This window comes from Rhodoferax sp. U2-2l (genome assembly GCF_020594515.1).
Classification (GTDB): Bacteria; Pseudomonadota; Gammaproteobacteria; order Burkholderiales; family Burkholderiaceae_C; genus Rhodoferax.
In genome coordinates this window covers 54,250-68,408 of sequence record NZ_JAJCTH010000017.1, presented here as the reverse complement: position 1 = coordinate 68,408, position 14,159 = coordinate 54,250, and the positions used below count along the sequence as shown (strand labels likewise).

At 60.3% G+C, this 14,159-nt stretch carries 14 protein-coding genes and 1 pseudogene; 4 read left to right on the top strand and 11 right to left on the bottom strand.

Annotation, left to right across the window (positions count from 1 at the left end; all coding sequences use genetic code 11):
• Positions 1–29: 29 nt before the first annotated feature.
• The 5 genes from LHU53_RS15520 to LHU53_RS15500 are packed head-to-tail and all read right to left on the bottom strand — an operon-like array spanning position 30 to position 4,197.
• Positions 30–338 carry a DUF2160 domain-containing protein gene (locus LHU53_RS15520; protein ID WP_227333588.1) on the bottom strand — a complete coding sequence of 103 codons (309 nt, stop codon included), beginning with the start codon at positions 336–338 and terminating at the stop codon, positions 30–32.
• A 12-nt stretch (positions 339–350) separates the two neighbouring features.
• The gene (locus LHU53_RS15515; protein ID WP_227333587.1) at positions 351–1,163 is read right to left on the bottom strand and encodes a carbohydrate ABC transporter permease; all 813 of its coding nucleotides are present in this window, start codon (positions 1,161–1,163) and stop codon (positions 351–353) included.
• Entirely contained in the window at positions 1,156–2,049 is an 894-nt protein-coding gene (locus LHU53_RS15510; protein WP_227333585.1) for a carbohydrate ABC transporter permease, read from the bottom strand. Before LHU53_RS15510 ends, LHU53_RS15515 begins: the two co-directional genes overlap by 8 nt.
• A complete protein-coding gene (locus LHU53_RS15505) occupies positions 2,046–3,122 on the bottom strand; it encodes an ABC transporter ATP-binding protein (RefSeq protein ID WP_227333584.1) in 1,077 nt (358 codons plus the stop codon). The genes LHU53_RS15510 and LHU53_RS15505 overlap by 4 nt, the downstream gene beginning before the upstream one ends.
• 1 nt (position 3,123) lies before the next feature.
• Positions 3,124–4,197: an ABC transporter ATP-binding protein gene (locus tag LHU53_RS15500; RefSeq protein ID WP_227333582.1), complete on the bottom strand. Its 1,074-nt coding sequence runs from the start codon at positions 4,195–4,197 to the stop codon at positions 3,124–3,126.
• Positions 4,198–4,358: 161 nt separating this feature from the next.
• Here LHU53_RS15500 and LHU53_RS15495 point away from each other — a divergent pair, with 161 nt between their 5' ends.
• Together LHU53_RS15495 and glpK are read left to right on the top strand one after the other, a co-directional pair.
• Entirely contained in the window at positions 4,359–5,126 is a 768-nt protein-coding gene (locus tag LHU53_RS15495; protein ID WP_227333580.1) for a DeoR/GlpR family DNA-binding transcription regulator, read from the top strand.
• Positions 5,127–5,166: 40 nt separating this feature from the next.
• Complete coding sequence (glpK, locus tag LHU53_RS15490; RefSeq protein WP_227333579.1) at positions 5,167–6,654, top strand: glycerol kinase GlpK; 1,488 nt, start codon at positions 5,167–5,169, stop codon at positions 6,652–6,654.
• Between the two features lie 172 nt (positions 6,655–6,826).
• On the opposite strand, the gene LHU53_RS15485 is transcribed toward glpK, so the two are convergent.
• Positions 6,827–7,981, bottom strand: coding sequence for an alpha-hydroxy acid oxidase (locus LHU53_RS15485; protein ID WP_227333577.1), 1,155 nt, complete (start codon positions 7,979–7,981; stop codon positions 6,827–6,829).
• 124 nt (positions 7,982–8,105) lie between these two features.
• Here LHU53_RS15485 and LHU53_RS15480 point away from each other — a divergent pair, with 124 nt between their 5' ends.
• Complete coding sequence (locus tag LHU53_RS15480) at positions 8,106–9,245, top strand: FAD-binding oxidoreductase (protein WP_227333576.1); 1,140 nt, start codon at positions 8,106–8,108, stop codon at positions 9,243–9,245.
• A gap of 203 nt (positions 9,246–9,448) precedes the next feature.
• Here the strand turns inward: LHU53_RS15480 and LHU53_RS15475 are convergent, their stop codons facing one another.
• Positions 9,449–10,234 carry an HNH endonuclease gene (locus LHU53_RS15475; RefSeq protein ID WP_227333574.1) on the bottom strand — a complete coding sequence of 262 codons (786 nt, stop codon included), beginning with the start codon at positions 10,232–10,234 and terminating at the stop codon, positions 9,449–9,451.
• Positions 10,235–10,373: 139 nt separating this feature from the next.
• On the opposite strand from LHU53_RS15475, the pseudogene LHU53_RS19895 reads away from it, so the two are divergent.
• Positions 10,374–10,481, top strand: a pseudogene (locus LHU53_RS19895) (IS110 family transposase); the annotation flags it as partial.
• A gap of 7 nt (positions 10,482–10,488) precedes the next feature.
• Here the strand turns inward: LHU53_RS19895 and LHU53_RS15470 are convergent.
• The 4 genes from LHU53_RS15470 to argH form a co-directional block, all read right to left on the bottom strand.
• Positions 10,489–11,196 (bottom strand): VOC family protein, encoded by a 708-nt coding sequence (locus tag LHU53_RS15470; protein ID WP_227333573.1) that lies wholly within the window; start codon positions 11,194–11,196, stop codon positions 10,489–10,491.
• Between the two features lie 2 nt (positions 11,197–11,198).
• A complete protein-coding gene (locus tag LHU53_RS15465) occupies positions 11,199–11,912 on the bottom strand; it encodes a YebC/PmpR family DNA-binding transcriptional regulator (protein WP_227333571.1) in 714 nt (237 codons plus the stop codon).
• 85 nt (positions 11,913–11,997) lie between these two features.
• A complete protein-coding gene (locus LHU53_RS15460) occupies positions 11,998–12,522 on the bottom strand; it encodes an anti-sigma factor domain-containing protein (protein WP_227333570.1) in 525 nt (174 codons plus the stop codon).
• Between the two features lie 115 nt (positions 12,523–12,637).
• Positions 12,638–14,089, bottom strand: a complete 1,452-nt coding sequence (gene argH, locus LHU53_RS15455; RefSeq protein WP_227333568.1) for an argininosuccinate lyase — start codon at positions 14,087–14,089, stop codon at positions 12,638–12,640.
• Between the last annotated feature and the right edge of the window lie 70 nt (positions 14,090–14,159).

Below are 14,159 nucleotides of genomic sequence, written 5' to 3'. Positions count from 1 at the left end.
GGGATTCAAACCGTTGCGTGAAAACACCTTCACCCTTTGCGCATGATCAGCCCCAGAAGCGCCATGGACAGTACAAAGCTGATCCAAATGGAGGGCTCGGACTCCAGGCTCAGCCACTCGGCCAGGCGGCCGCTGACACCGACAAAAGCCAGATTCACATAGGCGGCACTCAGCAGCCCGATAAAGAGTCGGTCACCACGCGTGGTTTCCATAGGCAAAAAGCCTTTACGCAGAATGGTCGGAGATTTGATCTCCCACACGGTCATGCCGGCCAGCATCAGCGCAATGCAGGCAAAAAATACGGCCACCGGTGTGGTCCAGGCCATCCAATCAAACATCGTGCAGTCCTCTCAAACACGGCCCATCGCGAAACCCTTGGCGATGTAATTGCGAACAAACCAGATGACGATGGCCCCTGGCACGATGGTCAGCACCCCAGCGGCCGCCAGCGTGGCCCAGTCCATGCCCGACGCGGAGACAGTCCGGGTCATGGTGGCAGCAATGGGCTTGGCGTTGACGCTGGTGAGCGTGCGGGCCAGCAACAGTTCCACCCAGCTGAACATGAAGCAAAAGAACGCCGCCACCCCCACGCCCGCTTTGATCAACGGGATGTAGATGCGGATGAAAAAGCGCGGAAAAGAGTAGCCATCAATGTACGCCGTCTCATCAATTTCACGCGGTATGCCACTCATGAAACCTTCCAGAATCCAGACCGCCAGTGGCACATTGAACAACAGGTGCACCAGTGCCACGGCGATGTGTGTGTCCATCAGCCCGACCGATGTGTAGAGCTGAAAAAAGGGCAGCAGAAACACCGCAGGCGGCGTCATGCGGTTGGTCAATAGCCAGAAAAACACATGCTTGTCGCCCAGAAAGCTGTAGCGCGAAAAAGCATAGGCCGCCGGTAGCGCCACCGTCAGCGAGATCACCGTGTTCATGGCCACGTAAATCAGGCTGTTGATATAGCCTGAGTACCAGGCCGGATCGGTCAAGATGGTTTTGTAGTTGTTCCAGGTGAACTGGTCCGGAAACAACGTGAAGCCCGCAAGAATCTCGTTATTCGTTTTGAATGACATATTGACCATCCAGTAGATGGGCAACAAGGCGAACACGATGTAGGCCAGCATGAAGAGCGAGCGCTTCTGAAATTTCGGCTTATTCATGCCCGCTCTCCTTGGCTTGAGTGCCTACGCGTTGCATCCAGTTGTACAAGATGAAACACATCAGCAAAATGATCAGGAAGTAGATCAGCGAGAACGCTGCCGCTGGCCCCAGATCAAACTGGCCCACTGCCTTTTGCGTCAGAAATTGGGACAAGAACGTGGTGGAATTACCTGGCCCACCGCCCGTCAGCACAAAGGGTTCGGTGTAAATCATGAAGCTGTCCATAAAGCGCAGCAGCACCGCAATCACCAGCACGCCACGCATCTTGGGGAGTTGCACATAACGAAACACATCGAGCTTGCTGGCGCCATCAATGCTGGCGGCCTGGTAGTAGGCGTCGGGAATGGAGCGCAGCCCGGCATAGCCCAACAGCGCCACCAGGGGGGTCCAGTGCCACACGTCCATCAACAGCACGGTCAGCCAGGCGTGCAGGGCGTTGCCGGTGTAGCTGTATTCAATGCCCATGCCCTGCAGCGCCGCGCCCATCAGGCCGATGTCGGTGCGCCCGAAGATCTGCCAGATGGTGCCCACCACGTTCCAGGGGATCAGCAAGGACAGCGACACGATGACCAGTACGGCAGACGACTTCCAACCGTGCGCCGGCATCGACAGTGCCAGCAAAATGCCCAAAGGCAGTTCGACGGCCAGCACGGCAAAGGAATACGTGATTTGCCGCAGCAGCGCGCCATGCAGCTCCTCGTCACGCATGATGGCGGCAAACCATTCAGTGCCCACAAACACCCGGCGCTCGGGCGAGATGATGTCTTGCACCGAGTAATTGACCACCACCATCAGCGGCACGATGGCTGAGAAAGCCACACAGATCAAAACCGGCAGAATCAGGAACCAGGCCTTCTGGTTCACGGGTTTGGTGGTGGTGCTCATGGCACGATCTCCTCGTTTTGGTAAAAGCAGGTGTGCTCGCCCATGACCTTCAGGCAGACGTGATCGCCGACGCCGAGCTGTTGTGTGTTGGCAGCCAGCCGGGCCTTGAGTGTGTGCCCCTCCCGCGTGGCGCTGACGATCACGTGCGTGCCCACGTCCTGCACCTGCGTCACGGTCATGGGCAAAGCGCCTGCGTCGCTGGCGCTGGCTATGCTGACGTACTCCGGGCGTACGCCGAGCTTGAATTCGCCGTCCGCCAACCCACGCCCTGCTGGCGGCGTCAGGATCGTCCCAGCGGTGTGAAAACCTGCCGCTGACATTCTTCCGGGCAAGAAATTCATGCCAGGTGAGCCGATGAAATGACCCACAAAAGTGTGGCGTGGCCGCTCGAAAAGGTCCGCAGCCGAGCCCACTTGCACAGCACGTCCGCGCGTCATGACCACCACCTGCTCGGCAAAGGTCAGCGCTTCGACCTGATCGTGGGTCACGTAGATCAGGGTCAATTTGAGCTCATGGTGGATTTGCTTGAGCTTGCGGCGCAATTGCCATTTGAGGTGCGGGTCAATCACCGTCAACGGTTCATCAAACAACACTGCCGAGACGTCAGGGCGCACCAGGCCGCGCCCCAGTGAGATCTTCTGTTTGGCATCTGCCGCCAGGCCCGATGCGCGCTGATTGAGTTGGCCGCTCATCTCCAGCATTTCGGCAATTACCCCCACGCGCATTTTGATCTGCTGCGCCGGCATCTTGCGGTTGCGCAGGGGAAACGCCAGGTTTTCGGCGACCGTCATGGTGTCGTAGATCACCGGGAACTGAAACACCTGGGCAATATTGCGCTGTTGCGGCGTGAGACGCGTCACGTCCTTGCCGTCAAAACGGACGTTTCCCTGAGAGGGCGCCACCAGGCCTGACATGATGTTGAGCAAGGTGGTCTTGCCACAGCCCGACGGACCCAGCAGCGCATAAGCACCGCCGTCGTCAAACGTCATCTTCAGCGGCAGCAAAGCGTAGTCGCTGTCCTGCTGCGGGTTGACTCGGTAGGCATGGGCCAGATCAAGTTCAATACGTGCCATATCAGTGTCCTTGCCCGCGCACAGGGGCCAGCAGCAACATCCCCTGCGCATCAAAGACATAGACCGCCGCAGGATTGAAATAAAAGGTGACGGACTGCCCCAAATCAAAGTGGTTCACACCGGTAAGCTGCGCCACCAATTCGCCCAAGGCAGTGGCAAAGTGCACAAAGGTGTCGGTGCCAGAGATTTCGGCCAGTTCCACCTTGCCCGGCAGGGCAACATCACCCGCCTGCTCGGTGGCACGCAGTGCGCTGGCACGCATGCCCATGGTCAATACCTCCGTGGCGGTAGACGGCAGGGGCAGATTGAGCAAGGGCCCCTTCCTGAGTTGCACACCGCCCGGAGCCACGCTGGCCGCCAGCAGGTTCATGGGCGGGTCGCTAAAGGCGCGCGCCACTCGGATCGAAGCCGGCGCGTGAAAGACTTCAGCCGTGGGGCCGTACTGCAGCAATTCCCCGGCGTCCAGCACTGCGGTGTAGCCGCCCAGCAAAAGCGCTTCGCCGGGTTCAGTGGTGGCATAAATCACCGTGGAATCTCCGGCTGCAAACAAGGCCGTCAGTTCATCGCGCAGTTCTTCGCGCAGTTTGTAGTCGAGGTTCACCAGAGGTTCATCCAACAGCATCAGGGGCGCGCCCTTGGCCAACGCCCGTGCCAATGCCACGCGCTGCTGCTGACCACCCGAAAGCTCTGCTGGATACCGGTCCAGAAACATCTCGATGTGCAGTTTCTCGGCCAACTCGCGCACCCGCTGTTCGATGTGGCGCTCACCCCGCAGCTTCAGCGGCGAGGCAATGTTGTCGCGCACCTTGAGCGAGGGGTAATTGATGAATTGCTGATAAACCATCGACACATTGCGCTCACGCACCGGCACACCCACTACGCTTTTGCCATCCACCCGCACCTGACCGGCAGAGGGTGCGTCCAGCCCTGCCATGATGCGCATCAGACTGGTTTTGCCTGACTGCGTGGCCCCCAGCAAGATGGTCACCGCACCGCTGCGCGGCGCCAAATCCAAGTCGTACAACCAGGTCTGTGGCCCCACCTTTTTACTGATGCCCTCAAGCGTCAACTGCATCACTCGCCCTTTGCATATTGAAAAAGATCTCGAAAAACTTTTTACTCAAATAATTATTGTTCGTTTCTTTTCGTTTCGACTCAGTGTTTACCCTGTGAGTATTCCTTTTGGTTCGTTTTAAAGTTCAGTTGCTTCGCATTTGTGCGGACTGACAATACGCCATGATTACCAATCCCAGACAACTGACCTTGCTATCCGTTGTGCAAACCCAGGGCTCCGTCACCGTGGAGCAGTTGGCCGACACCTTGGGCGTGACCCTGCAAACCGTGCGCAGGGATGTGCAGCGCCTGGCCGAAGAAGGCCTGCTGGCTCGCTTTCACGGCGGCGTTCGGCTGCCAAACTCCACCACAGAAAACATCGCCCACCAGCAACGCAAAAGTCTCCACGCCGACGGCAAGTCACGCATTGCCCTGAGCGTGGCTGCGGCGGTACCGAACGACTGCTCGTTGATGCTGAATCTTGGCACCACCACCGAGGCCATTGCCCGCGCCCTGCTGCGCCATACCGGGCTGCGCGTGATCACCAATAACCTGAACGTGGCCAGCACACTAAGCACCAATCAGGCCTGTGAGGTGATCGTGGTGGGTGGCGTGGTGCGTGGGCGCGACCAGGGCATCGTGGGCGAGGCGGCGGTGGATTTCATACGCCAGTTCAAGGTGGATATCGCCCTGATTGGCATCTCGGGCATTGAAGAGGACGGCAGCCTGCGCGACTATGACTACCGCGAGGTCAAGGTCTCGCAGTCCATCATCTCTCACGCGCGTGAGGTCTGGCTGGCCGCCGACGTCAGCAAATTCAGGCGACCGGCGATGGTGGAAGTGGCCAGGCTGTCACAGATCGACCGGCTGTTCACCGATGCGCCTGCGCCTGAGCCTTTCCCCGCCCTGCTGGCCGAGGCGCAGGTGCGGCTAACCGTGGCCGTAGCTTAGCTTTTGGCGACTTCTCCACCCTTTTGACACCCACAACCCCATGACCTACCTGCTCGCCCTGGACCAGGGCACATCCAGTTGCCGTAGCATCGTGTTCGACCCCAGCGGACAGATTGCGGCCATCGCCCAAAAGGAGTTGCCGCAAATTTATCCCCAACCCGGTTGGGTGGAACACGACGCACTCGAAATCTGGCAACTGCAACTGGCCACGGTGCGCGAGGTGCTGGCCACAGCCGGCATTGCAGCCAAGCAGGTCAAGGCTGTGGGTATTACCAACCAGCGCGAAACCACACTGGTCTGGAACCGCTTGACCGGCCAACCCATCCACAACGCCATCGTCTGGCAAGACCGGCGCGCAGAGCCCGCCTGCGCCGACTTGCGCGCGCGCGGAATGACGGAGACCATTCGCAACAAGACTGGCTTGCTTGTGGATGCCTATTTTTCTGGCACCAAGTTGAAATGGATTCTGGACCACGTACCCGGCGCGCGCGCGCAGGCTGCCAATGGCGAACTGGCCTTTGGCACCATCGACAGTTGGTTGATCTGGCAGCTCACCGAAGGCCGGGTACATGCCACCGACGTCAGCAATGCCGCGCGCACCATGTTGTTCAATGTTCACCGTAACCAGTGGGATACCGAGTTGCTGGCTGCGCTGGACATACCTGACAGCCTGATGCCGGTGGTCCAAGCCAGTGCCTCGCACTTTGGAGAGGTCACACCCGCGTTGCTGGGCCACGCCCTTCCCATTGGCGGGGTCGCGGGTGACCAGCAAAGCGCCCTGTTTGGGCAGGCCTGTTTCAGCGCCGGCATGGCCAAAAACACCTACGGCACAGGCTGCTTCATGCTGATGCATACGGGGCCTGTTTTCCAGACCTCGGGCAACGGGCTGATCACCACCAGTGCCGCACAAACCACGTCTCGGCCCGAGTTTGCGCTGGAAGGTAGCGTGTTTGTGGGTGGGGCGGTGGTGCAGTGGCTGCGCGATGGGCTACAAGCCATTCAAAGCAGTACCCAAGTGCAAGCACTGGCCGAAAGCGTGCCAGACTCTGGCGGCGTGATGGTGGTGCCCGCGTTCACCGGACTGGGCGCACCTTACTGGAAACCAGACGCGCGGGGCTCGATTACCGGCCTGACGCGCGGCACCTCGCTGGCGCACATTGCCCGTGCCTCACTGGAAAGCATTGCCTACCAAAGCGCTGCGTTGTTGCAGGCCATGGCACGGGATGCTGCCAGTGCCGGCACGGCCGTGTCTGAATTGCGCGTGGACGGCGGTGCGTGTGTCAATAACCTGCTCATGCAGTTCCAGGCCGACCTGCTGGGTATCCCTGTGGTGCGACCGGCCGTCACGGAAACAACCGCCTTGGGAGCCGCCTATTTGGCGGGCCTGACCACCGGGGTCTATCGCAGTACAGCGGAACTCAGCAGCTTGTGGCGATCTGAGCGCCGCTTTGAGCCCACCATGTCGCGCGAACGTGCAAGCGAGTTGATGGCACATTGGGACCACGCTGTGAAGCAAACCGTGCTCTGATGCAAGTCGTACGCGATCACTGTTGGGCCGTGATGAAGTCCACGCGCCTGACTCAATAGCAGAATCACTACGCGGTTTCCAGATGCCCTTTGACAGTCGGGTCAGGATGCTATATTGGCAATAGCTACTAGCGCTTACTGAATAAGGGTTAGAGCTTGATTTTTATACATACTCAGGTCGGGTAAGTCCCCGGCAGCAAAATCCCTTTGTCCACGTTGTCGATGTGGGTGTGGCCGCAAAAAGCCATGGTCAGGTCGAGTTCTTTGTGAATGATTTCCAGCGCTTTGGTCACGCCTGCTTCGCCCATCGCGCCCAGGCCGTACAAAAAGGCGCGGCCGATGTAGGTGCCGCGGGCGCCCAGGGCACGCGCCTTGAGCACGTCCTGGCCACTGCGGATGCCGCCGTCCATGTGCACCTCGATGTCCTTGCCCACGGCGTCGACGATGGCGGGCAGGGCGCTGATGGAGCTAGGCGCGCCGTCCAGCTGGCGCCCGCCGTGGTTGCTGACGATCATGGCGTCAGCGCCCGAGTTGACCGCCAGCCGCGCGTCTTCCACATCCTGGATACCTTTGATGATCAGTTTGCCGCCCCAGCGCTTCTTGATCCATTCCACGTCGTCCCAGCTCAGGGCCGGGTCAAACTGTTTGGCGGTCCACTCGCTCAAACTGCCCATGTTTTCCACGCCTTTGACGTGGCCGATGATGTTGCCAAAGCCGTGGCGCTTGGTTCCCAGCATCCCCAGGCCCCAGCGCACTTTGGTTGCCATGTTGATGAGGTTCGGCACGGTGAGTTTGGGCGGGGCCGACAGGCCGTTTTTGAGGTCTTTGTGGCGCTGGCCGAGGATTTGCAGGTCCAGCGTGATCACCAGCGCCGAGCAGTGGGCGGCTTTGGCGCGGTCGATCAGGCGCTCGATGAAGTCGCGGTCTTTCATCACATACAGCTGAAACCAGAACGGGTGGCCACCGGTTTCTTTGGCCACGTCTTCAATCGAGCAGATGCTCATGGTCGACAGCGTGAACGGGATGCCAAACTTTTTGGCCGCGTTGGCGGCCTTGATCTCGCCGTCGGCACACTGCATGCCGGTCAGGCCGGTGGGCGCGATCGCCACCGGCATGGCCACTTTCTGGCCGATCATGGTGCTGGCGGTGCTGCGGTTTTCCATGTTGATGGCCACACGCTGGCGCAGCTTGATGGCCTGAAAATCCGCCGAGTTGGCACGGTAGGTGCTCTCGGTCCATGAGCCAGAGTCGGCGTAGTCGTAAAACATGCGCGGTACGCGTGCTTTGGCCAAAATGCGCAGGTCTTCAATGTGGGTAATCACGGGCATGAGAGTGGGCTCCTTGAATGGCTGAGCATGTTACGGTGGCGCCGGTTGGGTGGGCTTGAAATGTAGGGCTGCGGGCGTGAAAAAATGTCAGGCACGCGTTGGGTGTCTTAACAAAGGTGAAGCAATGCAAAAAACAGACGTTCTTATGGTGGGTGCCGGTATGGCGGGGGCCTCCGCGGCGTATTTTCTGGCGCCGCATCGGCAGGTGACGGTGCTGGAGCGGGAGTCTCAGCCTGGTTACCATGCCACCGGCCGCTCGGCCGCCTTGTATTCGGAAACCTACGGCAATGCCACCGTGCGCGCCATCACCACGGCGGCCAAGGCATTTTATTGGCAGCCGCCCGCGGGTTTTTCGCCGTATCCGCTGGTGACGCCGCGTGGTTCACTGATTGTGGGCACGCCAGAGGACGAGGAGGTGCTGCGCGCCCGGTTTTTGGCCATGCAGGCGCTGGTGCCCAATGTGCAGTGGTGGTCGCAGGCCGAGATGCTGCAGCGGGTGCCGGTGCTCCGGCCTGAGTTTGCCGCATTTGGCATCTATGAGCCCGACGCCATGGACATGGACGTGCACGGCATTCATCAGGGTTTTTTGCGCGGTGCCAAAGCGGCGGGTGCCAAGCTGGTGTGTGATGCCCAGGTGCAGGCGGTCACGCGCGAGGCGGGTGGCTGGCGTGTGGATACGCCTGCGGGCGCCTTCTGGGCGCCGGTGCTGGTCAACGCGGCGGGCGCCTGGTGTGACGAATTGGCCCAACGGGCCGGTGTGGCCACGGTGGGGCTGCAGCCCAAACGGCGCACCGCCTTCACCTGCGAAACGCCAGCGGGCATGGACTCCAGCGCCTGGCCGATGGTGATTGATCTGCAGGAAACCTACTATCTCAAGCCCGATGCCGGGCTGCTGCTGGTCTCACCCGCCAACGAAGACCCGGTAAATCCGCAGGACGTGCAGCCTGAAGAACTGGACGTGGCGATCGCGGTAGACCGGGTCGAGACCGTGACCACGCTGCAGATCCGCAAGATCAAACGCTCGTGGGCCGGTTTACGTTCCTTTGTGGCCGATAAAACGCCGGTGGTGGGTTTTGCCCCGGATGCCCCGGGCTTTTTCTGGCTGGCCGGGCAGGGCGGCTACGGCATCCAGACCGCACCCGCCATGGGTGAGCTGGCGACCGCGCTGGTGCAGAGGCTGCCGGTGCCAGCGGCCTTGGCGGCGCTGGGTGTGCGGGCCGAGGATGTGTCGCCGCTTCGTCCAGGTTTGGGTGCAACAGCCTGAGGGTTTATAAGGAAAATTGGCCTCTAGCCTTGGATTTATAAGGGCTAGTAGCTATGAAGTTTGATTCTCTGTAAGCAGCGGGCTGTTGTGGGCGTGGCGTTGGTAGCGGGCCGTGTTTGCGATCTCCTTTATTGGATTCATGGAAAACGTCGTGGCAGAAGCCCTTTTCTGACAGCCTCAACGCTTGAGTGCCCACTTAGGCGTCACGGCGCGTTCTTCCCAGAGTAGAGCGGGCTTCTTTCCTTGTTTTCTCGGAGCCATTCCAAATAGCCGTCGACTTCTGGTCCCCCAATGTTGATAGCAAGTTCCAGCCCAAACAGGGCAAAGATGAAGTACCACTCTTGCTTTTTCGTTACGAGGTAGTCGAACTCGTGCACCGTCTGGTATGAATGGCCGTCCAAGTCCAGCAGTTCTCGATCGGTGTCATAGATGCGTCGAGCGTGATGTGGCCATTCTTGAGGCTGACCACGGCGGACAAAGTTGCGAAGCGGATCCAGTTGAGGCTCATCTATGAGATACGAAATGCCATCTGGCTGTTCAAGTAGGCGTAGAGCCATTGCCTCGATAGCCATTTTGGCCAAGAAGCGGGAAACGGTTCGGTTTTCAGGTGGTTTTGCAGTGACTGGAAGGAGAAGGGTGCTCCTCTTGTTGTTTGCAATATGGTTGAGAGCCTCAGGTGATGTCTGAAGTGAAAGGATGTATGGGGTTGAAGCCTCGCGATACGCGACGACAGGGAATCCTGGCAAGAGGAGGGCTTCACTTGGGGGCACACGCCCTCTTTTATTGGGGATTACCTGAGTGAACCGCAGGCGAGAAATTGCTGGCGAATCAAGGAACGGCTTTTCGACTTTTCGTGCGAAGTAGTTATTGCAAGAATCACAGACGACTCCCCTCGGAAGAATATGCTGCGTGTTCCACAGGCTCTCTGGAACAACGTGCTCCACGCTTTTTGACCCGCTGGAGTCTTGCTTGCAAAAGAGGCAGCGCATATTACTAGTGGCACCTAACGAATGAAATTTACTTCCTCGCCCCAAGCAAGCCACGCCCCGTGAAGGTTGCGGCTAACGGCAACCAAGTGCCACGATAGGCCGGTCAAACTGGTCATCCACTTGTCCAAGAAGGGAAGTTCTGACCATCGTAACGGGTGCATCCACCCCGGCAAAGAAGGTTTTTGCCGTTCATGGTGTCGACGCAACAGGCAGGCCTGTGCGACTGCGGCCCAGCGTGTTACGCGCCAAGCGGGTTAAACACCCAAGCTCTGCAGCGTCACCGGACCTTTGGGCGTGTTCAGGGTGACGGTGATATTGGCCGGGCCATCGGCTACCGTGACACCTGTCAGCCCGATGGCCTCATACGCCGCTTGCAGTTTGGCGGCGGTCGGGTGGGTCACCGCCACACTTTGCAGCGCGACGCCGGAGCGTGGCAGGCTGTTGCGTGGGTGCAGGCGCAGCGGCTCGGCGGCGTCCGGTTTGCCCCACTGGATCAGGCTGGGTAGCGCGCCGTCAAACAGGCGCTGGCCGTCGTCGCGCACGGTGATCTGCCATTGCAGCAGGCCTTTGCGCGAATGGCGGCTGGTCTGTAGCGCCGGGCCACGGTCGATGCCCAGGGCTTTGAGCGCAGTGCGCCCGGCCTGTAACTCGTCGGTCTGGGCGACAAAATGCACCAACTGCGGCGCCACGGCCACGGCGGCCTGCAGGGCCGTTTCATCCATGTCAAACCAGCGTTTAGCCCTTGTTTCACCTTGGCTTTTAGCTTCTGGATTGATAGCGATGATCTCAAGGTAGGCCAAGGGGAACTTGGGCGTGGCGATCTTGATCAGGCGGTTGTGGGTGCCAAACTGCGGGTGGTCACCGCCCGGGCCGGGCGTGACGCCCAGCGTGGCTTCACACCAGGCCACACCCTGGTCCAGGGTCTGGGCAAGAATCACCAGATGGTCAATTTGGCTTTTCATCCTTAACCTGCCAAACCAACGTAGACGTTTTGCACGTCATCATTGGCGTCGATGGCGGCCAGAAAGGCTTCCACCTCTTCAAGCTGTTCGGCGCTCAGACTGGCCGGGTCGACCGGGTTTTTGGGTTTGTAGCCGAGTTTGGCCGACAACACGGTGAAGCCTTGGGCGGGCAGGGCGCGGCTGACCAGGTCCAGGTCGGTCGGGTCGGTCAGGAACAGGGTGGTGCCCTCTTCGTCACCGGGTTCCAGGTCTTGCGCTCCGGCTTCAATAGCGGCTACCTCTGCATCTGCGCCGGGTACGGCCGGTTCGGCCTCGATCATGCCGAGGTGGTCAAAGTCCCAGGCCACCGAACCGGAGGTGCCCAACTGGCCCTTGCGGAACAACACCCGCATCTCGGGCGCTGTGCGGTTGACGTTGTCGGTGAGGCACTCCACCATCAGCGCCACGCGGTGCGGGGCAAAGCCTTCGTAAATCACGTGTTCAAAGTTGACCGCCTCGCCAGTCAGGCCCGCACCTTTTTTGATGGCGCGGTCGAGCGTGTCCTTGGGCATGGAGGCTTTGCGGGCCTGCTCCACCAGCAGGCGCAGGCGCGAGTTGGCGGCTGGGTCGGCCCCGCTACGGGCGGCGAGCATGATGTCCTTGGACAATTTGCCAAATACCCGCCCCTTGGCATTGGCTGCCAATTCTTTGCCTTTTGCTTTCCACTGCGCGCCCATGACTGATTTTCCTTGGTTGGTTGCGCCCAACGGCGCGGTTCGAGATTGAGAGAGAAATGAGGGAAACGCCCCGCCCGTGGCTGCGTTACAGCGCTTTCTGGATCAGCGTGCCGGTGTACAGGTAAGGCAGGCGCGGTGGTTGGCCGTTTTCCACACCGCCGCGCGCTTCCACGCTGATGGCCAGCCCGACGGCCTGGGAGAGGATCCTGTCCGATACCGGCAACTGCGCGGTTTTTAGCTTGGGCGTGAGCACGCCCAGCGACAACGGGCGACCGCTGTCATCCAGCGCCCACAGTTGCATGCTGTCGTCGCGCCCTTCCATGGTGTCGTTGAGGCGCTGGATCTGCAGGCGGCCATCCTGCGGATCAAAAGTGATCAGCTGCGCTGGCAGGTGCTGGTCATCCATCAGCACCGCGATGTATTTGATTTGCGGCACCGACTTCAGCTTGGTCTGCATGTGGGTCATTTGCGCCTTGAACTGCTCTTGCATGCTGAAGAGGGTGGCCACGGCGATGGACAGCAAAATCAGGCTGAAGATGGCGCCCAGGCGCCAACGCTGCAGCTGCCAGTTGTAGGGCGGGGGCGTGTGGTCGTCAGGGGCGTCGGTCATGGTGTGCAGAAGAAAAGGTCAAGGGAAGGCGCCGCGAAGGCCGCGGTCTGTGCGGGCGCATTAGACCGCAGACGGGTTTTGCCGATGGGATCGCGGTCAAGTGGCGGTCGGACCATCAGGCCAGCCGCTGCTGGTGGCGGGCGATTTGCAGGCGCACCTGCCGGGGTGCGGTGCCACCCAGCACGTCGCGTGCGTGTAATGAGCCGCGCAGGCTGAGCACGTCAAACACGTCTTTCTCAATCCGCGGGTTGAAACCCTGCAACACTGCCAGTGGCAGGTCTGATAGGTCTACCTGGTGTGAGATGGCGGCTTTCACGGCATGCGCCACGGTTTCGTGGGCATCGCGAAACGGCAGGCCTTTTTTGACCAGGTAGTCAGCCAGATCGGTGGCGGTGGCGTAACCTTTGAGGGCGGAGCGCTCCATCGCCTCGGCGTTGACCGTGATGCCGCCTTCTTTTTGGCCGGTTTCAGGGTTGACCTGGCCGCCCACCATCTCGGAAAAGATGCGCAACGTGTCCTTCAAGGTGTCCACCGTGTCAAACAGCGGCTCCTTGTCTTCCTGGTTGTCTTTGTTGTAGGCCAGCGGTTGGCCCTTCATCAGGGTGATCAGGCCCATCAGGTGGCCCACCACGCGGCCGGTCTTGCCGCGCGCCAACTCGGGCACGTCGGGGTTTTTCTTCTGCGGCATGATCGAGCTGCCGGTGGTGAAGCGGTCGGCAATGTGGATGAAGCCGAAGTTCTGGCTCATCCAGATGATCAGCTCTTCGCTCAAGCGGCTGATGTGCACCATGCACAGCGACGCGGCGGCGGTGAATTCAATCGCAAAATCACGGTCACTCACCGCGTCCAGGCTGTTCTGGCAAACCTGGGGCTGGCCTTGGTCGTTGACCATGCCAAGCGTTTTGGCGACACGTTCGCGGTCCAGCGGGTAGCTGGTGCCCGCCAGCGCGGCAGCGCCCAGCGGCAAGCGGTTGACGCGGCGGCGCACGTCTGCCATACGTTCAGCGTCGCGGGCAAACATCTCCACGTAAGCCAGCATGTGGTGGCCAAAACTGATGGGCTGGGCGACTTGCAGGTGGGTGAAGCCGGGCAGGATCACGTCGACGTGTTTCTCGGCCACTTCCAGCAGGGACTTCTGCAGATCAGTCAGCAGGCCAGTGATCAGGTCAATCTCCCCGCGCAGCCACAGGCGCACGTCGGTCGCCACCTGGTCGTTGCGGCTACGACCCGTGTGCAGGCGTTTGCCGGCGTCGCCCACCAGCTGCGTCAGGCGGGCTTCGATGTTCAGGTGCACGTCTTCCAGGTCCAGCTTCCACTCGAACTGCCCTGATTCGATCTCTGACGTGATCTGCGCCATGCCGCGTTCAATCTCGGCGCGGTCCTGCGCGCCGATGATGCCCTGGGCCGCCAGCATCTCGGCATGCGCGAGGCTGCCGGCGATGTCCGCCTGCCACAGCCGCTTGTCAAAAAACACGCTGGAGGTGTAGCGCTTGACCAGATCGCTCATGGGTTCTGAAAAAAGTGCCGACCAGGCCTGGGATTTTTTGTCGAATTGGTTATGACTCATGAGGTAGCAGCGCCGTGGCGTTTGTAGAGGGTGGTTGACCGGGAATCATCAATAATGGGCGGCGGAACAT